The organism is Desulforamulus hydrothermalis Lam5 = DSM 18033, from assembly GCF_000315365.1.
Classification (GTDB): Bacteria; Bacillota; Desulfotomaculia; order Desulfotomaculales; family Desulfotomaculaceae; genus Desulfotomaculum; species Desulfotomaculum hydrothermale.
On record NZ_CAOS01000003.1, the window covers coordinates 320,012 to 342,167 of the forward strand.

Below are 22,156 nucleotides of genomic sequence, written 5' to 3' on the forward strand. Positions count from 1 at the left end.
TTTAATTGTGCTGACCACAGCTTGCTCAGTATAATTATCAGTAATAATTTAATTAAAACTCCTTTGGAGAAACATTGGTATGACTAAATTATTAATCCAAAAACTGGAACAGATTGAAAATGCATTTTACCTGTCATCCGTCCAGGTCAGAGAATTAGCAAAGAAGCTGCAAACAGAAATGACAGGTTTGCCCGGCCAAGGCTCATTACAAATGCTGCCCACATTTATGCAGCTGCCTGCCGGCAGCGAAACCGGCACTTTTCTGGCGGTTGATTTCGGCGGCACTAACGTTCGTTTACAGTTGGTGGAATTGCTGGGCCGGGGGCAGTATGCCATTAAAAAACAACATTCCTTCCGGTTGAAAGACCCCTCCGGCCGGTATGATTTCACCGCCCGGGAAACCACCGGCGAAGCTCTGTTTGACTTTCTGGCCGGCCAGATTGCCTCTTTTATGGAGGGTACTTTCGCCACTTCACTGGGCCTTACCTTTTCTTTCCCCTGCCGTCAGCTGGCAGCCAACAAAGCCGTGTTGCTGCATTGGACGAAAGAGTTTCAAACCTCGGCAGTGGTAGGCCGGGAAATCATGGGGCTTTTGGCCGGAGCACTGGCTGACAGGGGTTTAGCCCATCTGCAGCCGGCTGCCCTCATAAATGACACCACCGGCACCTTGCTTACAGCCGCCTACAGCAACCCCCACGCCGATATCGGCTCCATTTGCGGCACCGGACACAATACTTGTTATTTTAAAACAAAAGAACCGGCCATGATTATTAACATGGAAGCCGGCAACTTTAAGCAATTTGCCCTTACAGCATACGACCGGCTGCTGGACAGCAACAGCCGCCGGCCGGGTACCCAACTGCTGGAAAAGGCTGTTGCGGGCCGTTATTTGGGAGAAATTTGCCGCCTCATCCTGCTGGATATGGTTGAACAGGGCCTGCTTTTTCGTGGCAGCATACCGGCTTTAGTCAGGCAGCAGCAAACCATTGACACTTCTGAGCTGGCTCTCCTGGCAGCGGATAATTCCCCCTCACTGCTTCATATTGACCGCTGGCTGGCCGCCAGGCAAAACATACATCCCACCACCTTGACTGACCGGCAAGTATTAAAAAAGATTGCTTTAACGGTTATTTCGCGTTCTGCCCGGTTGGTCGGCGCCACTTACATCGGCATCTTACAGCAAATAGACCCGGGCCTGCAGCGCCGTCATGTGATCGGGCTGGACGGTTCACTGTTTGAGAAAATGCCCGGCTACCTGTCAAAAGTACGGGCAGTGCTGCGGGAAGTATTCAACGATAAAGCCCAAAGTATTTTGCCGGTTCTTACCGGCAACGGTTCCGGCATCGGCGCTGCCATTGCGGCAGCCGTCTGTGCTGACAGACAGACCTAGTTCTCCTGCCAAAGCAAAAAAAGGCCAGCCCCTGTTTAAGACACATAACGCGGGGCCGGCAACACCGGAAAAGTTCTGAAATTATATATTCGGCAAAGTGATTTAAATTCCTGTCGCCGCTGCGACACTTTTATGAATTTTCTGCCGGCGGTAACCCGGATGGTTCCTCCGGTACAAACAGACCGTTTTTGCCGCAGCAAATCATCACGAAGTTTACCAGAAAATGCGCCCAAACAGGTGCCCAGATGACCTGGGTCATCTGATACAGCCAGCCCAGGGCCACACTCATGGCAAAGGTTCCTAACAAGAGCACCCATTTTTTCAAATAGCGAACATGGATGACAGCAAACAGGGCGCTGGTCATGACAATACCTAAAACAGGCTGCAGGGCTGCCCGGAATAACAGTTCTTCGGATATGGCACCCAAACCCATCAGCAATACCAGCGTAAAGTAAGAAAAAGAATAAAAGGTTTTATTCGTACCGTCATCCAGCAGCAGATTATGAGGTACCATAAAAAACAGCAGTATTTGCAACAGTACCAACCCGGCGGCCAGCAGGCTGCCCCAGCCAAAAACCAAGGATGCCTCGCCAAGCCTGAATATATCAGCCCAACCGACCCCATGACGTACATTAAACAACCACAGCAGCGCCAGGCCCACAGATAAAATCACGGTTTGGGAAAGCAAGGCGGCTTTTAATAACAACTTTTTATCCATAATACCGTCCTGTTTAATTTTTATTGGCCAGGCCCAAAATAAATAGTTTCCCCGCTTTGCAGCAGATAAACGGCTCTTTCTTTAACCGGCCTGTTAAAGATATCCAGTACCGCCCGGGTATATAGATTTATTTGCCCCCGGTAACGCTCTGCCGGAACACTTTGACCCGGCGTCACCGTATCGGTTTTATAGTCAATCAGCAGCAACCCGTCCCCCTCATCTGCCAGGCAGTCAATCACCCCCTGCACCAGAACAATCTCTCCGGCCGCAGTTGATAATTCAGGATAAATCTCGTCAGCCGGTAAAGCCAGCGTGAACGGCAATTCCCGCTGTACCCGCACCGCCCGGAGCACCCGCTGCCCCAGCGGGCCGGCAAAAAAACGGCTAATTTGTGCCGGCTGAATTACCGCCGCTTGTTCCGGCCGCAGGATTTCCCGCTCCACCAGGCGGTCCAACAAAATTTTAACATCTTGCTCGGTGGGAAAACTTTGCAGGCTGATGTGCTGCATCACCAGGTGGACGGCCGAACCCCTTTCCGCCGCTGTCAGTCCCCCGGCTTGCTGCAAAAATCCGGGGCGCCCGGTGACCGGCGGGCGGTGAGGCATAAAGGCTTCCTCGTAGTCAGTCAACCGTCCTTTGATTTCTGTTACCGACACCTTAGCCGGTTTGGTGGTTAGTTCCGCCAGAGGGTAAACCCAACTGAGCCGCCGGGCAACCTCCTGCTTGTATCCGCTGTCTGCCAGAGGTTCCAGCTTTTTTACTTTTGCCAGCCACTCTGATGCTTGCGGTTGATCAACAGCCGGCTGGTTTTGCACCTGCTCCATGTTATAGACAAAAATGCTCCAGCTTGATACATCCGCTGCCACCTCGGCGGGCGGTAGTGCTGTATCCCCTGCCTGCCGGCGCAAAACCTGCCCGTCCCGGTGACGGGCCAGGGCGGGACAAAGCCAATCCAGGTAACATCCGGCAGTCGTCAGCTCACTGTCCGGCAACCGCCAGCCCGGCTGGTCTATGGCGGCGCACCATTTCTCCAAAGACTTGCTTAAATGGCGCACCGAACCCACCAGAATTAACTTCTCCCTGGCTCTGGTCAGGGCCACATAAAGAATCCTCATTTCTTCTGCCACCGCTTCCCGTCTGATCTGCTGCTTTATTAGCAGCTTAGGCAAGCTGGCATAGGCAACCCGGGTAGTCAGATTGATTATTTGGGGCCCCCAACCGAGCTTTTTGTGCATCAATAGGTTTTTGTTTAAGTCCAGCAGGTTAAATTTTTTGCCCAGGTTAGCCACAAAGACCACCGGAAATTCCAGGCCCTTGCTTTTATGAATACTCATGATGCGCACCACGTTTTCCTGTTCACCCAAGGTCCTGGCAGAGCCAAGATCGCCTCCGGCATCTTGCATGCGCTCCACAAAACGCAGAAAACTAAACAGACCACGGAAAGAGGTTGCTTCAAATTGCTTAGCCCGGTGATAAAGAACCCGCAGGTTGGCCTGCCGTTGGGCGCCGCCTGTCATGCCGCCCACATAGTCATAATAGCCGGTTTCCCGCAGCAACAGCCAGATTAAATCAGCCAGGGATCCCTGCCGGGCCTGCCACCGCCACTGCTCCAGCTTGGCCAGAAAAGCCGCCAATCGGCTGGATACTTCCCCTAGATCAGCCCGGGCGGCGGCCAGCACGGCATCGTAAAAATCGCCCTCCCGGCAGCACAGCCTGATTTGCGCCAGGTCCTCCCCCCGCAAACCCACCATGGGAGACCGCAAGACACCAGCCAGCGGTACATCCTGCCTTGGGTTGTCGATAATCTTCAGCAGTGATATAAAGGTTTCCACCTCCACCGCTGCAAAATAACCACTGCCCAGCTCCGCCGACACAGGAATCCCCATGGCCCGCAGTTCTTCCAGAAAAGTATTGGCCCGGCCGGCCGTGGCCCGCAATAAAATAACAATATCGCGGTAGGTTACCGGCCGGTACTGTCCCATTCCTTTATCCCATACCATAAACCGGGATTCCGGAGACTCTCCGACACCCTTAACCATCTCCAGGATACGTCGCCCCACCAGCCTGGCCTCGGCCTGGTCAATGTCAAGTTCTGCCGTTTCCGCCGCCCCGTCGGGCTGCCAATCCGGCAAGTCTTCCTGGCCTGCGGCCGCCTGATCGCCGTTGTCAGGGGGCAATTCCCGGCGGTCTATTAAATGCAGTTCCACCGGCCCCTCAGCTGTCAGCACCCCCTCACTGTCTGGGAAATCGGCCCCATAACGGAGTTCAGAAGCCTCATCGTAGTCCACTTCGGCAGCAGCGCCGGTCATAATTTGCCGGAAAATAAAGTTTACAGCATTAATCACACTCAACCGGCTGCGAAAATTTTTACGCAGGTCTATACGACAGCCGGCAGCATTGCCCGGTTCACCGTACTGCCGGTATTTGTCTAAAAAAAGACCGGGTTCCGCCAGGCGAAAACGGTAAATACTCTGCTTTACATCCCCCACCATAAAACGGTTGTTATCCCGGGCCACTAACTGCAGGATGGTTTCCTGAACCTCATTTATATCCTGGTACTCATCCACCAGCACCTCAGCAAACTGTTCCTGCAGTTCCCGGGCCACCGGGGAAGGAATTACCTGACCGGGACCGCCGGACTGATCCAGCAGGACAGCCAAACAGTAATGCTCCAGGTCGTTAAAATCCACCAGCCCTTTTGTTTGTTTTTTTCTTTGATAACACTGCCTAAACTCCTCTGTCAGGTGGGCCAGTTCCTTCATCAGGGGGTGCAGTAAGCGCAGGTCCTGCAACAGTTCCTCGGGAGGGGCAGCAAAATAAACAGCGGTAACTTCCTTAACCATGTCTTTGGCCTTGTTTCTCAGGTCCTGAACCTTGGTCTTGAGAGCTTCATCCACCTCGCCTCGACAGGCCGCCAACCTGCCCCAGTGCAGGTTGGTAAAAGAACGGTATAATTTATCCCAACTCATGTCGTTACAGCAAACCAGCGGCTCCAACTGCCGGATATCCTCCGCCAGCTGCCGGCAGTAGGGCAACGGGCCGCCGGGCTGCCCGGCCCACCAGGCGGCTTGTTTTAACAAGCGCAGTGCTGCCCGTATATGATTACTAATTTCTTTTTTAACTTGTTCCAGCCATGGCAGTTGATCCAGGGAAGCATCCTCAGCCAGGGCAAAACTGTCTGCCGCTGCCGTCAGCCAGTGGCCGGGCCAGGGGTGACTGCCGGCAAAACGATACAAAGTCAGCACTAAATCCTGCAGCCGGCTGTCGTCCCGCAGGCCGCCGTAAGCATCCACCAGGCGTATAAAGGCTGCATTGTCCTGCCGGGCATAGCGTTCTTCAAATACTTCTTCCAGCACCTCCAACCGCAGCAATTCCGCTTCTGTTTCATCTGCCACCCGGAAACCCGGGTCTAAATCCAGCAGGTAATAGTAACGCCGCAGCAGGTCAAGGCAAAAGGAATGCAGGGTGGTGACGGCAGCCCGGTTAAGCATGGCCAGCTGCTTGGCCAGCCGCCTGTCATGGGGATTTTCTTTAAGAGCTTGGTGCAGCGCAGCGGCAATGCGTTCCCGCATCTCTGCCGCAGCAGCGTTGGTGAAGGTAACAACCAGCAGGCTATCCACCTCCACCGGTCGCTCCCGGTCAGTAATCAGCCGGATAATCCGCTCCACCAGCACCGCTGTTTTGCCGGCTCCGGCTGCTGCCGCCACCAACAGCGCTTTATCCCGGGTAGTAATGGCAGACCATTGTTCATCCGTCCATTTTGCGTCACGCATGGTTATCACCCACACTTTCTTTAATCAACAACCACAGCTGCGGTTCTTCCTCATCAAATAACAGCCGATATGTATTATCCTCCAGCAAAGGGTCGAACTGGCAGACGGCTTTAAAGATACAGAAGGCACAGGCTGTTTCCCGGCCCCGCCGGTAGGGACTGACAGCAATTTCCCCTTGCATTATCCGGCGGCCGGCGGATTGTAAAGTTTGTTCCAGGTAGCTGCGCAGCAGGTTGAACTGCTCCGGGTCAATTACTTTGGACTTGCTGAAGAACTCACCGTTTTTTTTCAGCCCCACCGGCAGCAAATCCGACTGCCCGTTTAATTGACTGTCCATGTGAGCGATCACCAGCGGATCCGCCAACAGTAACCCCTTCATTTTTAACTGCTTCAATAAGCTTTTGGCCGCTTCCTCTTCAGACAGCGGGCCGTTACTGGAAACAAAGGGGTTCCGGATACTGAAGTACAGCATGCCTGCCGGTAAGGCGGACTGCTGCACCAGGCGTTCGGCATGCAGCAGGGCCACATGCAAATAGGTAAGCAGCTGTAGTTGCAAGCCGTGTACAATACCTGCCAGATCAAGCACAGCTTGGCCTGACTTATAATCAATCACCGTTAAATACAGCCGGCCGCCTGCAGCGGCACAGTCAATGCGGTCGATGCGGCCGTTCATTTCCATGCTGCACCGGTTGTCCAGATCGAAACTAACCGGCGGCAACTCTGCATTCTCGCCAAAACCTATTTCCACCGCCACCGGGCGGAAAGTACCGCGCCGGGCATGCTCCCTTAAAGTCAGCACTGCCCTTTCTAAGGTTTTCTTTAATTTTCCGGTAAGATACCGGTAACGGGCGGTACTGAGAAGAATCTCGTTTTGCAGCCGGGGTGCCAGCTCATCAACAACCTCACCCACCAGTTCTGCTGCCTGCTGTCTGGTTAGCCGGCCCCAGTCGGCAGCCTGCTCCTTAAGACGCAACGCAAATTCTTTCAGGGCGGCGTGATAAAACTGCCCCAGATCCGGCGCCGCCAGTTTAAATTGACGCCGCTCCTTAAGCTTCAAACCATGCCACAAAAAATGAGCAAAGGGACAGGCTGCAAAGCGTTCCAGTCTTGATACGCTGGCTTTCAGGCAGCTGCCGTACAGCCGCCGCCCCAGTCCGGAAGATAAGCGGGGTTCCCGGTTAACATGAAACAGCCCCGCCAGTACCCGCCGGCAGGTTTCCCGGTAGGACGGCTGCTCTGCAAACCAGGCATAAACATCCTGCCAAACCGGTGCCACCCGGCGCCCTGCTTTAACTTCCCGCAACATGGCCGCCAAATAAGATAAAGCGCGTTCCGGTGCAGCTATAAATGCCAGGTCGCCGGTGGGACAGGGCGGTTCCACCGGGGCCAGCCTTTCCTCAAGGCCCGGCAGCAGCTCCTTCACCCGGGTGACAACCTGAGAAGCAACCAAGGGCTTTCCTTCATCATCCGCCTGGGGATAACTTAACCACAAGGTCTGGCTGGCTCTGGTAAGAGCCACATAGACCAGATACTGTTCATCCAGAACCTGTCGCCGGGAATCGGGTGCCAGGGCAATACCGGCATTCCTTAAGACCTGGCGTTCCGTATCGCTGAACAAGCCGTCTTCAGGCGGACGGGCCGGCAATACACCGTCATTAATTCCCAGTACCAGGGCCGCTTTTACATCAGGGTTGCGAGAACGCTCCAGGGTTCCCACCACCATCTGGTCCAACCCGGGCGGAATTAAACCCAGTTTTAATCCGGCCAGTCCGGCTTCCAGCACCTGGGCGTATTCTTCCAAAGTAAGCTGCTCATCACCCATGGCTCCGACAATTTCATCCAACAACTGAATAACGTTTTGCCAGAGCTGGGCGTGTTCCCTGGCCTCCACCAGGCGGCCCTGCTGCTCGGCCGTTTTAGCCCAGTTTTCCAACTGTTCCGCCACTCTTAACGATTCCAGCAGTTCAAACAAAGCAGCGGTAATTTCCCGTACGTTGGCAGCTTGCTGCACCTGTTGGCTGAAGTTTAAAAGCCAGCCAACAGCCTGGTAGCGCACCCGGTTGATTAAGGCTAATTCCTCTGCTTCCCACTCACTGCAGGCGGCTTCTTCATCCAGGGTGTAGCGCCGGCGGTAAGTCCAATCCCGCCCGTCCGTCCAGCGGGATCCCCGGATACCGTGTGCCAACACATAGTTTTCCAGCTTATCCACCTCATCCCGCGCCACCGGCATCAGATCGGTCTTTAAACAGCGAAATACCGGCCCATAAGCCCATTGCTGGATGACCACTTCCAGGACACTGCGCAACAGCTCTACCAGCGGATGGTGCAGGACATTTCTTTTCTGGTCAATAAAATGCGGTATTCTATGATCTGTAAAAACGGTGTTGATTAAATGACTGTAATTATCCAAATCCCGTAAAACAACCACTATATCACGCCAGCGCAAGCCTTCATCCCGGCACAGCCTGATGATTTCCCGGGCAGCCGCCTCCACTTCCGCCCGGCGGTTGGCACAGGCCGTCAAACTTACTCCCGTAGCCTGCCGGCCGGGAAGGGCAGTGTAGCGAAAAAAATTTTTTTCCAGGTAGGCAATACCTTCACTGTGTTGAAAACGGGGCGGCGTTGCCGCCTGCAGCAAAACCGGCGGTTCCACCATTACCTTTAATTTGGCTGCCGTTTCGCACAGGGTATGATAGGTTTCTACGGTAGGATAAAAAAACTCCGCTGTATGGCATTTTTTATTTATGTAAACCGGATCAAAACACAGGGTGACATTAACCCGGTTAGCAGTTAATAACAATTGTTCTATAACCCCGAATTCCTGGGGTGTAAAACCCGTAAAGCCGTCTAAATAAAGGTCGGCATTATGCAGCAAAGGAGCGCTGCCCAACCGTTCCGCCAGCAGGTTGAGGTAATCGTCCGGATCGGTAAACCTGCCGGCCAGCAGCTGTTCCATTTGGGCATATAGCAAACTTAAATCCTGCAGCTTATCCAGCATGGGGCTGCTGCCTTGCTTCTCCAGGCGCCGGATACCCTCAACCAGGTCATCCGGTTTAACCCGGTACATTTTCAATTCCGTGAGGGCGCCGGCCAGGCTGTCAGCAAAGCCGGGCTGCCGGGCTGCCCGGTGAAAAACCTTGAGCTCGGATTTTTTTTGTTCCAGAATATGCCGCAGCAACATGCGCTTGCCCAGTTCCCCCAGATGAGCCCTGGCTGCTCCCCCTGCTTCCTGCAGCACCCGCCAGGCCAGGCGGCGAAAGCTTAAAACCTGAGCCCGCACAATTCCCCGCAACCCCGGTGTGGATACCAGCAAGTATTCGTATTGAAAAGTGGCCTGTTCCGGCACCAGCAAAATAATAGGCGGGCCATCCTGGCTTTGCCGCAGCCGGCTGCGTATTTCCTCCAGACAAACATGGCTTTTGCCGCTGCCTGCCCTGCCAATAATAAAACGAAGGCTCACCGCATTCCCTCCTTACCGCAACTGAATAACATTTCGCCTCACAAAAACAAACCCTTTCCAGCCAACTAAAAAACCCCGGCAACAGGCCGGGGCCGGAGTGTTGACAAACCTTGCCGGTGGTTTATGATCTCCTTTAGCTCCGGTCTTTCGCACCGACAGCGCTATGATTCGTCCACTCGTAATCCGAGTCGCTTCAAATATACGGGTTACTCACTGCCGGCAGTTTGTTTCATGTTATAGTAAACACCGGCCATAATTAACAGGCTGCCAATGAAAAACGAACCGCTAAGATGTTCGTCCAGGAAAAACCAGCCCAGCAGCGTCCCTACCACCGGCTGCAGGAAAAAAAATAACCCCGCCTGGTGGGAAGGCACCAGAGCTAAACCCTTATTCCAGCTAAAAAAAGCCAGGGCGGTTGAAATAATACCTATGTAAAGTACACTCAAGACAATCGGCAGTTGAAGCAAATCCGCCGGTGACCATTGCCCGTACTCAAAATAAAGGCAGGGAAAAGTAAACAAGGTGGCTATCAAAATACCCCAGGTGGTTATTTGCAGCGGTGAGTAAACAGTTGATACCTTGCGCGAGATAACCGAGTAATAACCCCAGCAAAGGGCAGCGCCCAACAAAAACAAGTTGCCTGCCAGGGCTGATGGTTCTCCCTGCCGCCCCGGTACCCCTACCACCACCAGCACACCGGCCAGAGCCACCGCCATAGCAACCGCCTGCTTAACAGTCAGCCTCTCCTTTAAAATAACAACCGCAAAGGCGGACAAAAACACCGGTGACAGGGTGGTTATCACCGCACCCATATGGGCGGAAGACAGCTTGGTACCGATAAACTGGGCAGCAATTGAAAAAAAATAACCTACCAAACCCACTTGCAAGATTAACCCTCTGGCTGTGTCAGGCAGCAGTTTTTCTTGTTTCCGCCATAAGATCCCGACCAGCAGCAGGGCAGCAACCAGGTAGCGCAAAAACAATAAAGTAAAAGGGGGAACGGTAGCCAGGGCAAACTTGCTTACTACATACATACCCCCCCAGATCGCAGCGGCCAGCGATAGATATAACGCGCCGCCAATCATTGAATTCATGTTCATACCTCCCGTTATGAGACAGCCGGTATGACTTGCCGGGCATATTAGACCTGTCTTATTTTTTCCCCGCCGTTTTGGCGGCAGTTTTTTTCTTGCCCACTGCATTGACCGCAGTTAAAATAACCTGTCGCCCCTCTCTGCTAACTTCGATCCGATAATCGATTATTCCTTCTTTATACAACTGAACCTTTAGCTCCAGCAGCGCTTTTCCCACCTGCTCCTGTAACTCAGGGGTAAAAAATGAATGAATGCCTTCCCTGGCCGGCCCTTTGGATTGCGGCTTAGCTGCCGGCCGGCTCACCTCTGTATCCTGCCAAGCATTCTCAAAAGTGATTTCTTCTTTGTAGTTAGCCAGCATTTCTTCATCACTAAGGTTTTTTCTTATTTTGATTTTCCCCATTATCCTCACCCGTAGTTTTTTACTCACCATTATAAAAGAAAATAAAACATCCTGCCAGATGATAACAGCAACTCTTAATTTGTTCAACATGTAGCAATTTGTAAAATTTTACATAATATATTGGTAAATATTTCTAATTTGTCTGTTGCTTTTTTCTCATTGATATGCTTGTCCTGCTTGAGATACAATAAAAATAACGGTTTTTTATGACACATTATGTAAAAAAAGGAGACAGTTATGATATTTAATAAAAAAATTGTCTGCAGTTTCATCCTGGCGGGGCTTTTGTTTTTTAACAATACAGCCTTTGCCGGTAACTTTTATACCGTAAAAAAAGGCGATAGCCTTTGGAGTATTTCTCAAGCATACGGCACTACAGTGGAAGAACTAAAAAGAGCCAACCGCTTAACCGGCGATAATTTATCCATTGGCCAGCGGTTGCTTATTTCTTATCCGGTTTTAACTTCCCGTGGCCCAGCAAAATCGCCGTTACCTGACTGGTTGGCAGTTACCTCCGCTGTGCCTGCCGCCGACCAGGCAAGCCAAGTGTCCCAGGATCAACAGCCAACTGTCGAACTGGTTGACTGGTTTACTGAAGGAAAAAAGTTATTGCAAAGCGGCGTAATTTTTTCGGTGGCTGACTGCGCCACCGGTGCCCAACTTCAATTAAAGGTTTTGAGTGCCGGTAATCATTGCGATATTGAACCGGCATCACAGGCAGATACAAATGCCATGCTGAGGCTGTTTGGCCAGTGGACCTGGTCACCCCGTCCGGTGGTGATCCAAATTAACGGCCGCCGCATTGCCGGTTCTCTTTCCGGTATGCCACACAGCATCGATACCACACCGGACAACGGTGTTGAGGGGCATTTTGATCTTTACCTGCATAACAGCCGCCCCCACGGCAGCGGCGTCTCCCAAAGTTATGTACAGCAGCATTATGCTGCCGTTGCCAAGTCGGCAGGGTCAGATAATTAAGTTTGTTTTTTATGATGTTTGTTTATAGCGGTGCTGTTTTCCCTGAGAAAACAGCATTTTTCATTTTATAGAGATAATTAATAACCGGATTGGCTGTAGTTGAATAGCATGTAATAAACATTTTTTTGAAGGAGGGATAAGTCGTGTTCAATTTTAAGACTGATTTTTTCAGTCAACCTAAAGTTGGACAGATCATAGAAACAAACCAAGAAAGCGACATGCAAGCAACGACAATAGCGGAACTGCCTGAATCAGCTGAGTTGCCGCTGTCGGCACAAAGTGAAGCGGCAGAACAAGCGAATCCGGCAAGGGATGCGGTTGATGCCGTCTACCAGGAATTAACAGCATGGCCGGAATTGCCTGATGCATTAACTGAACCGCCCGAGTCCACCGTAACAGAAACCAGAGTTTTTTATCACCCGGGATGTATCGATACCGCCGGAGCCAATTTGCTCAGTTGCGATAATACACCGGTGCCTGTTACGGGCCTGCCGGGGGATGTTGTTGCTAAACTGCCCGTGGTGCTGGCGGAACTAAGTATCCGGGTCAATGTGGATGCCAAGGTTGACCTGCCGGAACAGGCACTGGAAATCAAAGAAATCAACAAATCTGTTAAACTTACCCAATGCCTGGTATTACAAGATCCGGAAGAAACCATCCCACCCCTGCTCTTTCTTAAGGGATTTATCCGCAAGAACATTAATTATGCTGCAAAGGATTGTTCCCACCAGGCCGGTACCTGCGGCGATATACGCCACTGCACTGTGGATGTGCCTTTTAGCTGTACCACGCCGGTAGTATTTAACGGCACCCCGCCGGTTGTCCCACTGGTCAATACGGTATCAGAGTTTCAGTATTTTCGGCGGGAAGATTTACCTAACAGCCGGTTCTCTGAAAAGGATGAATTATTGTCAGGAGATTTATCCGAGTTTAATCAGGTTACCCAGGAATTCTATAATGAACTGCCTTATGGTGAATTAGTCAGCGCCCGTATTGTAGAATATGACGAATTTATCAAGGGCGACGCCAAAGCCGCCCAGCTGCCCCCGGGCGAGCAGGAGTTTTTTGCTTTAGAGCAAAAAATGGTGCTGCTGTTAACCATTAAAATTTTACAAAAACAACAGGTTTACATTCCCCCTACCCCTAGCGCACCGGCACCCTCTCCGAACAGCGACCTGGACAGTGGTCTGCCGCCCGTGGATGAATCGGAAACTTCCGAACCGGCAACCGGCGATCAAGACAAACCTGCGACTGCCACATAAAATCAAGTTGACGGAAAAACCAAGTAATACCGACATATTTTGGCGGTACAGTTTAAAAAATGTAACCCGCTTCGAGACACCTGAATATCATGCACTATAAAACTATAAAGGGGGATTTCATGAATGTCCAAAAATGACTTGCTCGATCTGCCCCAGGATGACCGGGGAAAAAGCAAGAGTTACGCCACAGCCGCTTGCGTCAATGTATCCGGCGGGACCCAACCGGAATGTGTAAGCACCACCGCTCCCATAACTTATATCAGAGGTCCGGTAACTGTAAAAATACCCGTTGTACTGGCTGAACTAACGGTACAAGTGAACTTGAATTCTATGATTACCCTGCCTGAACCTGCCCTGGAAATTAAAAGAATTAAAAAACGTTTAAAGGTAACCCAGTGTTTGCTGCTGCAGGATACCAATGTACTGTTCCTCAAGGGTTTTGTTCGTAAAAACATTGAATATGCTACCCGCAGCTGTGCAAACGCCGAAGGCGTTTGCGGTGACATCCGTCACTGCACTGTTGACGTACCCTTCAGTTGCTCAACACCTGTCACTTTTAACGGGGCTACACCGGCCACACTTAATTTAAATACACGGGAAGAGTTTGAATTTTTCCGTACCCAGGATCTGTCAGACCGGGAGTTTGCTGAAAAAGACTTCTTGCTGTCCGGTGACATGTCAGAGTTTAACCAGATCAGCCAGGAATATTTCAATGAACTGCCCTTCTGTGAACTAATCAGCGCCCGCATTGTGGAGTATGATGAGCTAATCAACCGTATACGGCCCGCCCATACCAAACTGCCCTTTGAAGAAAAAGAGTTCAAACAAATTGAAGAAAAAATGGTGCTTTTTATTACCCTGAAGATCTTACAAAACCAACAGGTAATAGTGCCTTCACAAAGCACTTAAGTTATTTGTGGGAAGTAACCACAGCAAGCCGCTGCCAGGTTGCTTCCCTTCTTACCTTCTTATAGCAACCCCATTATCATGCCATTTCCTTTGTTTCCATTATTTTACTTTCAATGTATGCAGTCTTTTTCTTTTTGCTACTGTGCCACGCATTTTTTGTTTTTATAGAATTAGCTAAATCCTTCTTTGCTCACCCAACTATCAGTGTTTGCCAATTCTTTGGCCGAAGTGCACCAACTCTGGTTTTCCACATCCTTTATCTACAGTGGGGACGGTTCATAAAACCACCGCCGGCAATTCTTCTATCTGGTTTTTTTTCCATAAAAAGTAACATAAAATATTTTCCCTGAATAACATGCAGTAAAATAATTAAAGGAGGATTGCCACCATGTCTGGATGCTTCCCACCCCACAAACCCTGTGGCAAAGTGGTCACCGGCGGCGTGCAGCCCGAATGTGCCAGTGTTACGGTTCCCATTACCGGACTGTCAAGCGGCGCCACAGTTAAAATACCGGTAGTGCTGGCTGAATTGACGATCCAGGTAAATATCAATTCAATTGTAACCCTGCCGGAACCGGCTTTGGAAATTAAGGACATTAAAAAACGCGTTAAGGTAACTCAATGCTTGCTGCTGCAAGACCCGGCAGCCCCCGGCGGGCCCGCTACCCTTTCGATTAAAGGCTTTGTACGCAAGAACATTGATTATGCCACTCGCCTTTGCGCCAATTTAGAAGGGGTTTGCGGCGATATCCGGCACTGTACGGTTGACGTACCCTTTAGCTGCATGACGCAGGTTGTCTTTAACGGCGCCACACCCGCTTCCATTCTGGTAAATACAACCGAAGAATTTGAGTTTTTCCGCAGTCAACCACTCAAAGGCCATGGTTTCGCCGAAAAAGACCGCTTGCTGTCAGGCGATCTTTCCGAGTTTAACCAGGTAAGCCAGGAATTTTTCAACGAGCTGCCTTTCTGTGAGTTAATCAGTGCCCGTATTGTTGAGTTTGACGAATATCTCAACCGCCGGCGTCCTAAGACCTGTGCTTTGCCCTTTGAGGAAAAAGAATTCAGGCAAGTGGAAGAAAAAATGGTGCTTTATCTTACCCTTAAAATTCTGCAAAATCAACAAGTGGCCATCCCCCCCTTGGGTCCCGGTTAAAATGCAGCCAAAAACACTCGAAACCCTTTCGAGTGTTTTTTTATGGTTAAAGTAACCGAATTGCCTGCACAGGAATAAATTAACATTAAATATATGCAAGGAGGTTGCCTATGAATAAGAAGGAATTTAAACAGTATATCCAGGCAATGGTTGATTCCATGCTGGAGAAAATACCGGATTACGACGCTTCGGAAGAAGATCTGGCCGGTATTTTTCAGGAATACCCTGATGACATCCCTGATGAACTGATCGAAGAACTATACACCAAGCTGCAAGCAAGTGGCGGTTTTGCCGATGACGGCGACTGGGATAACATATACCAGTGGAGCGAGCTGCTTGACTGGGCAGGTTTTAAAGAAAGTGGCGGTTACTGCAGCAGTGATGACAGCTGTGATTTTTGCGATGAATCTGCCTGGGATAACCCATGCCCCCCGTCAAAACCAAAATTCAAGCCGCCGTTTAAAAAGCACTGCTCGGATGACAAGTGGTTGAAATGCTTTATCTTAACCTGTCTTAAACTAAAACTGATTCTCTGTCTGCTTAAAAACCCCCGGTTCGGGTTACAGGAAATAAAGCGGGAAATTAAGCTCATTGAAAATGCTGTCTTTAGCCCTACCTTTGGATTAAAGGAAATTAAAAAAGAAATTCGCCGTCTGGAATGCGGCATCTTTAACCCTACCTTCGGTTTGCCGGAAATCAAAGCCGAGGTGTCGGCTATTGAAGCCGCTGTCTTCAGTGAAACCTTCGGCCTGAGCGAAATCAAGGCTGAGGTGTCCGATATCCTGGCTTTGGTCAGCAACCTGGATTTAGCCCTGTTGTCGGATATTAAGTCTGAAGTGTCCGCCATTGAGTCGGCGGTCTTCAGCCAAACCTTCGGCCTCAGCGAAATCAAGGCTGAGGTGTCCGATATCCTGGCTTTGGTCAGCAACCTGGATTTAGCCCTGTTGTCGGATATTAAGTCCGAAGTGTCCGCTATTGAGTCGGCCGTCTTCAGCCAAACCTTCGGCCTCAGCGAAATCAAAGCCGAGGTGTCCGATATCCTGGCTTTGGTCAGCAACCTGGATTTAGCCCTGTTGTCGGATATTAAGTCCGAAGTGTCCGCTATTGAGTCGGCCGTCTTCAGCCAAACCTTCGGCCTCAGCGAAATCAAAGCCGAGGTGTCCGATATCCTGGCTTTGGTCAGCAACCTGGATTTAGCCCTGTTGTCGGATATTAAGTCCGAAGTGTCCGCTATTGAGTCGGCGGTCTTCAGCCAAACCTTCGGCCTCAGCGAAATCAAAGCCGAGGTGTCCGATATCCTGGCTTTGGTCAGCAACCTGGATTTAGCCCTGTTGTCGGATATTAAGTCCGAAGTGTCCGCTATTGAGTCGGCGGTCTTCAGCCAAACCTTCGGCCTCAGCGAAATCAAAGCCGAGGTGTCCGATATCCTGGCCATTGTGACAGATATTGTTCTCAACCCTGTATTTGGCATTAGCGAAATTAAGGCCGAGGTGTCGGCACTGGAATCTGCAGTGGCAGGTATCATGGATGAGATTAGCAGCCAGACCTTTGGTCTTAGTGAAATCAAAGCTGAGGTGTCGGCTATTGAAGCCGCCGTCTTCAGCGAAACCTTCGGCTTGAGCGAAATCAAGGCTGAAGTGTCCGACATCCTGGCCATTGTATCCAATCTGGACTTTGCCCTGTTCTCTGATATTAAGTCCGAAGTGTCGGCTATTGAAGCCGCCGTCTTCAGCGAAACCTTCGGCTTGAGTGAAATCAAGGCTGAAGTGTCCGACATCCTGGCCATTGTATCCAATCTGGACTTTGCCCTGTTCTCTGATATTAAGTCCGAAGTGTCCGCCATTGAAGCCGCAGTCTTCAGCCAAACCTTCGGCTTGAGTGAAATCAAAGCCGAGGTGTCGGCTATTGAAGCCGCCGTCTTCAGCGAAACCTTCGGCTTGAGTGAAATCAAGGCTGAAGTGTCAGCCATTCAAAATGATGTAGACGGCATTACCGCCTTACTTATATCTATCTTAGTTCTCCTGTTGGATTCTGACTTTAGCCTGCCTGAGATAAAAACCGAAGTCTCAGCCATTGAATCCGCTCTCTTTAGCGAAACCTTCGGACTCAGTGAAATCAAGGCGGAGGTATCCGATATCCTGGCTATCGTATCCAATCTGGACTTTGCCCTGTTCTCTGATATTAAGTCCGAAGTGTCCGCCATCGAAGCGGCCGTCTTCAGTGAAACCTTCGGCCTGAGCGAAATCAAGGCTGAGGTGTCGGCTATTGAAACCGCCGTCTTCAGTGAAACCTTCGGCCTGCAGGAAATAAAATCTGAAGTTTCAGCTATACTGGCTGAATTTGACCAGCTTATGCTGTGCAAAGGCCCTGCCGCCAATTTAACCACCGGCCCCTTCCTGGCCACAACCCAGGAATACAATATGGAAGTAGAAGCCTTTAACGCCACCGGCACCTTCCAGAGCGTTACCTTCCAGGTGTTTTCCTTAGAAACCTGCCCGGCTTCCCTGCTTGACTCGGTGGCCTTCACCAACATCACCCCCTGCTGCGGCGCCCGGGCTTCTCTCAATATCGCCGGACCCCTGCGCAGCATCATATTGAAAGCCCAAACCAGCTCTACTTTCGGCCTCTTCCTGTATGCCGTATCCATAACGGGCGGCGGCGGCAAGGTCAGCCAATTCCATTCCTCAGACTTTCTGCCCCTGGGTACCTTCTGCGTTTAAGCAGTCTTTGTGCCGGCAACCGTGGTTGCCGGCACACTAATTACCGCTGGCAACCAAGTAACATTTATCAAACTTTGTCATATTATGTAAAAGAAATCTTTTAGAGGAGGTCTTGCCTGTGCATAACTGGGACGACGACAACCCTTGGGGCAAATGGGGCAAAAAATGTTATGACCCCGGCTGTGGCGAGGAGCCCGGCGAAGATGGCTTTGACAGCGAAGATACATGCGATTTTGACCAAACGGCCCTGCTGCTGCACAAAATTATTAAAGCCCTGTGCATACTAAAGCGGGAAATTGCCAAGTGCGAAGAAATTTTATGCAACCCCAAGTTTGGCCTGAAAGAAATCAAACGGGAAGTGCGCAATATTGAACGGGGCGTTTTCAGCCCCACCTTCGGCCTGCCGGAAATTAAAGCCGAAGTTTCCACCGTGCAAACCATTGTGGGCGGCATTATGGATATGCTGGATAATCCCACTTTCGGGCTGCCGGAAATTAAGGCGGAAGTATCTGATATTCTGGCCATTGTCAGCAACCTTAACCTGGACTTCCCCGTCACTCTCTTATCTGACATTAAATCAGAAGTTTCCGCCATTGAAGCAGCGGTCTTCAGCCCAACCTACGGCCTGCCGGAAATTAAAGCCGAAGTCAGCCAGATCCTGGCCAACCAGAGTGAAAGCCCCCTGCTCACCACCGGTCCTTTTACCGTAGACTGCAACGAACTGACCATGCTGCTGAAGGCTTTAAACAACACCGCTACACCCCAGAGCGTTACTTTTGTGATACGCAACCTGACCAACTGCCCGACGGTGGCGGTAAGTGAGGTGGGGCTGGCGGTACCCGCCTGCTGCAGCGAAGATACTGAAGTAGCCATCCCCGGCAGCGGCCAAAGAAACATTGAGGTCAGGGCCAGCCGCAGCTCGGCCGACGGTGTGCTGGTCTACCTGGCCACCAAAACCGGCATGCCCTTCAGCGCAGGGAGCAAAGTAAATGAATTTAAGCATGCGGAATGGGTGCCTGTAGCCACTTTCTGTTCCTAAACCCGGGTCGGCAGCTGCGGCTGCCGACCTTTTATTGCACAGCTTTTCTCCCGGCAGCATATACTGGCTTAGAAAAAACACGGAGGAAAGCCATGATTTCTTTATGCATGATTGTCAAAAATGAGGAACACAACCTGGCCAGGTGTCTCAACAGTGTTAAAAACTGTGTTGATGAAATAATTATCGTGGATACCGGTTCAACCGACGGCACCCTGACAATTGCCCGGCAGTATGGCGCCAAAATTTATCATTATCAGTGGGATGAAGACTTTGCCGCCGCCCGCAATTACAGCCTGGAACAGGCCGGCGGGGAGTGGATTCTTTATCTGGACGCTGATGAAGAACTGGAACCTAATAGCTGTGAGCGCCTGCGGGCCCTGGCCGCTGACCCCCTTTATGAAGCATATTTTTTCCAAATCATTAACCTTACAGATAATAATGCTCCTTTAAAACATATTAATGTGCGGATGTTTCGCAATAAGCCCCGGTACCGCTTCACCGGAAAACTGCACGAACAAATTATCAGCGCCATCCCCCCCCGCAGCGGCCGGCCGCCGGTGGTTAACTCCGGCCTTTGCATTATCCACTACGGCTACCTGGCCAGGGAATTTTTGATCAAAAACAAAGCGGTGCGCAATCACCGCATCAACCAGCGCCTGGTGGAGGAGGAACCTGATAACCCCTTTTATCTGTACAGTCTGGGCGGCTCTTGTGTAAATTTGAACGACCTGACCGGCGCCATCACCCATTACCGCAAAGCCCTGCAGCACGTCAACCTGCGGGCCATGTATGCCCCCAGCATTTTTATTTCCCTTATTTCCTGCCTGTCCAAAACCGGCCGGCTGGTGGAGGCGGCAGAGTATATAGAACAGGGCAAAACACACTACCCTGACTATGTGGATATTCATTTTGTTGAAGGAGAGTTTTACCACCGCCTAGGCCATCTTCAACGGGCTGTGGCCTGCTATGAAAAATGCCTGCAGTTGGGAGAACAACTGGCGGGCAAATATACTTCCCGTACCGGGGTGGGCAGCTTCCTCCCCTGTTTTAAGCTGGCGGAGATTTATCAACAGGAAGGCCGTCTAAAAGAAGCCCTGGCCTATCAAATTGCCGGTTTAAAGTATCAGCCCGCCGACATCAACCAGTATATTGCACTGGCCCGCTTGCTGCAGCAAGCGGCAAGCAGCAGGCAGCAGCTTTATGAAATATTAAAGGAAAATATCAAACATAAGGATCAGGTTGCCCGGCGACTGCTGCTGGCCCGTATTTTTTACGAAATTGGCGAATATGAACAGGCCCTTGAATTATTCAACGAACTGCCGGACGACCGGCAGGAAACCGCTTATTATAAAGCATTAACCTGCATTAAGAGCGGCCGCCGGGCAGCCGCCCGGCAAAGCATGGCTTACATCCGGCAGTCTCATTTATATGAAAGTGTGCTGGCAGAATTGTTGCCGGCCTGCTGGACCGCCGCTCCCCCGGAGGATGTGCTGCCTTACCTGGAACATGAGGCGTGGCCAGCCCCGGAACACCGCAGCATTATACTGAATATAAACCACCTGTTGTTAGACCGGCCGGCCGCCTCAGAAATCAACCTGCATAACTACTACGTCAACCAGATTGTAAATCAACTGCTGGCCCAAAAAGCCTTTAGCGCCGTGGATAAAATTTTAAACCAGGGCGGTTTGACCGCTGCAGCAGATAAAATCAACTATTTAATGCAAGATGACAGCAATCCCTGCCGGGTGGAAATGGCCGCCCGCCTGGCCCTGGCCGCTGTTAAAATGGGTTCCGTGCAGCCGGACTGGCTGTTTGCCTGGGGCAAATATTTTTATCACAACAACCGGCTGGCTACCGCCCAGGCCGCTTTACAGCAGGCCCTGCGGCTGCACCCCCGCAACGGCCGCTACCAGCAACTGTTAATATTTATCTACGGCCGGCAAACCCTGCAAATGGTACAAACCGCTCTCCGGCATTACCCTGCTAACCCGCAGTTCACCCGCCGGTTAATTGAGCTGCATGAATTTTTAAATTTGGATGCCGGATTAAAGGGGGTGCATTAAATGGCCAAAACCGTCAGCCTGTGTCTAATTGCCAAAAACGAAGAAAAACATATTGCCCGTTGCATTAACAGCGCCAAACCCTTTGTAGATCAAATTGTGGTGGTTGATACCGGTTCCACTGATCACACAGCCGAAATAGCTGAAAGCCTGGGAGCGGAAGTATACCACCATATCTGGCAGGATGACTTTGCCCTGGCCCGCAACCAGTCCCTGTCATACGCCACCGGTGACTGGATAATTTTTCTGGACTGTGATGAAGAGCTGGCTCCCGCAACTGCGCCGTTACTGCGGCAAGTTATTCAGGATGACTATTATCAGGGGTACTGGGTAAAAATTGTAAACTTTTACGATAACCGGCCCAGCACCAGCTTTATCGGTTTTCGGTTGTTTCGCAACAGCCCCCGGCACCGTTTTGAAATACCCATTCACGAGCAAATACTGCCGGCAGTGATTCGCAATTCATCGCCGGAAAAAATCGGCCAGTCCGACATCACCATTTATCATTACGGCTATGAAAATGATCAAGAAGCCCACCGCAATAAAATTCAGCGCAATTTAAGAATTTTGCACAAAGCCATGCGGGATTACGGCCAGACAGGATTTTTACCCTTTTACCTGGGGGTTGAGTACCAAAAACTGGGGGATTACCAAAAGGCGTTGGCCTACTATCAAATTTCCCTGCCCAGAACTCCCCTGACAGAATCCTATGCGCCCGCCCTGGTCCGGGGCATGGCCTTTTGCTTGTTAAGCCTTAAACAATACCAGGCGGGTATTGATTTGATAGATCACTTTTTGCAGGTTTATCCCGATTACACCGACCTGGTGTTTTTAAAGGGGGCCATGTATGCAGCGCAGGAAAATATCCCGGCGGCTCTGGCCTGTATGAACCGCTGCCTGGCTATGGGTCCGCCGCCCGGCCATCTTTTTTCCAGCCATGGCATCGGCCGGGAAAAACCCCTGGCTGTGATAAAAGATTTAACCGAAAAATTGCTGCACCAGGCAGCCGCCTCTTTGGCTCGGGGCGAATGCTCCCAGGTCTTCTTAACACTCAACACAGTCTTGGAGCAGCTAACCAAAACACCTTACGAAGAAGGGTTCCATAAGATGATAGAAATTATGTTAGCAACATTATAAACCCAACGAAAGAAAGATGATCTTGCTTAGGCGGCTCCTCTTTCTTTCTAAGAGCGG

14 protein-coding genes are annotated in these 22,156 nt (G+C 51.0%); 9 read left to right on the plus strand and 5 right to left on the minus strand.

The features are described from left to right. The first annotated feature begins 79 nt into the window (after positions 1-79). Entirely contained in the window at positions 80-1,390 is a 1,311-nt protein-coding gene (locus tag DESHY_RS02610) for a hexokinase family protein (RefSeq protein WP_008410212.1), read from the plus strand. A gap of 130 nt (positions 1,391-1,520) precedes the next feature. Here the strand turns inward: DESHY_RS02610 and DESHY_RS02615 are convergent, their stop codons facing one another. From DESHY_RS02615 to DESHY_RS02635, 5 genes are all read right to left on the minus strand, one after another. Then, on the minus strand, positions 1,521-2,108 hold the full coding sequence (locus DESHY_RS02615; RefSeq protein ID WP_008410213.1) for a CPBP family intramembrane glutamic endopeptidase: 588 nt from the start codon (positions 2,106-2,108) through the stop codon (positions 1,521-1,523). Positions 2,109-2,128: 20 nt separating this feature from the next. Then, the gene (gene addA, locus DESHY_RS02620) at positions 2,129-5,881 is read right to left on the minus strand and encodes a helicase-exonuclease AddAB subunit AddA (protein ID WP_008410214.1); all 3,753 of its coding nucleotides are present in this window, start codon (positions 5,879-5,881) and stop codon (positions 2,129-2,131) included. Further along, positions 5,874-9,341, minus strand: a complete 3,468-nt coding sequence (addB, locus tag DESHY_RS02625; RefSeq protein ID WP_008410215.1) for a helicase-exonuclease AddAB subunit AddB — start codon at positions 9,339-9,341, stop codon at positions 5,874-5,876. The genes addA and addB overlap by 8 nt, the downstream gene beginning before the upstream one ends. A gap of 206 nt (positions 9,342-9,547) precedes the next feature. After that, entirely contained in the window at positions 9,548-10,435 is an 888-nt protein-coding gene (locus tag DESHY_RS02630; RefSeq protein WP_008410216.1) for a DMT family transporter, read from the minus strand. A gap of 58 nt (positions 10,436-10,493) precedes the next feature. Then, a complete protein-coding gene (locus DESHY_RS02635) occupies positions 10,494-10,838 on the minus strand; it encodes a hypothetical protein (RefSeq protein ID WP_072866160.1) in 345 nt (114 codons plus the stop codon). 237 nt (positions 10,839-11,075) lie between these two features. Between DESHY_RS02635 and DESHY_RS02640 the strand changes: the two genes are divergently transcribed. From DESHY_RS02640 to DESHY_RS02675, 8 genes are all read left to right on the plus strand, one after another. Beyond that, entirely contained in the window at positions 11,076-11,816 is a 741-nt protein-coding gene (locus tag DESHY_RS02640; RefSeq protein WP_008410218.1) for a LysM peptidoglycan-binding domain-containing protein, read from the plus strand. A gap of 143 nt (positions 11,817-11,959) precedes the next feature. Then, complete coding sequence (locus tag DESHY_RS02645; RefSeq protein WP_008410220.1) at positions 11,960-13,078, plus strand: CsxC family protein; 1,119 nt, start codon at positions 11,960-11,962, stop codon at positions 13,076-13,078. Between the two features lie 123 nt (positions 13,079-13,201). Continuing rightward, entirely contained in the window at positions 13,202-13,987 is a 786-nt protein-coding gene (locus tag DESHY_RS02650; RefSeq protein ID WP_008410221.1) for a CsxC family protein, read from the plus strand. Between the two features lie 388 nt (positions 13,988-14,375). After that, positions 14,376-15,143 carry a CsxC family protein gene (locus tag DESHY_RS02655; protein ID WP_008410222.1) on the plus strand — a complete coding sequence of 256 codons (768 nt, stop codon included), beginning with the start codon at positions 14,376-14,378 and terminating at the stop codon, positions 15,141-15,143. 110 nt (positions 15,144-15,253) lie between these two features. Further along, on the plus strand, positions 15,254-17,863 hold the full coding sequence (locus DESHY_RS14360) for a GumC domain-containing protein (RefSeq protein ID WP_008410223.1): 2,610 nt from the start codon (positions 15,254-15,256) through the stop codon (positions 17,861-17,863). A 118-nt stretch (positions 17,864-17,981) separates the two neighbouring features. Next, positions 17,982-18,902: a hypothetical protein gene (locus DESHY_RS02665; protein WP_008410224.1), complete on the plus strand. Its 921-nt coding sequence runs from the start codon at positions 17,982-17,984 to the stop codon at positions 18,900-18,902. A gap of 92 nt (positions 18,903-18,994) precedes the next feature. Further along, positions 18,995-20,965, plus strand: a complete 1,971-nt coding sequence (locus DESHY_RS02670; RefSeq protein WP_008410225.1) for a tetratricopeptide repeat-containing glycosyltransferase family 2 protein — start codon at positions 18,995-18,997, stop codon at positions 20,963-20,965. Continuing rightward, positions 20,966-22,099: a glycosyltransferase family 2 protein gene (locus DESHY_RS02675; RefSeq protein WP_008410226.1), complete on the plus strand. Its 1,134-nt coding sequence runs from the start codon at positions 20,966-20,968 to the stop codon at positions 22,097-22,099. Positions 22,100-22,156 lie beyond the last annotated feature (57 nt).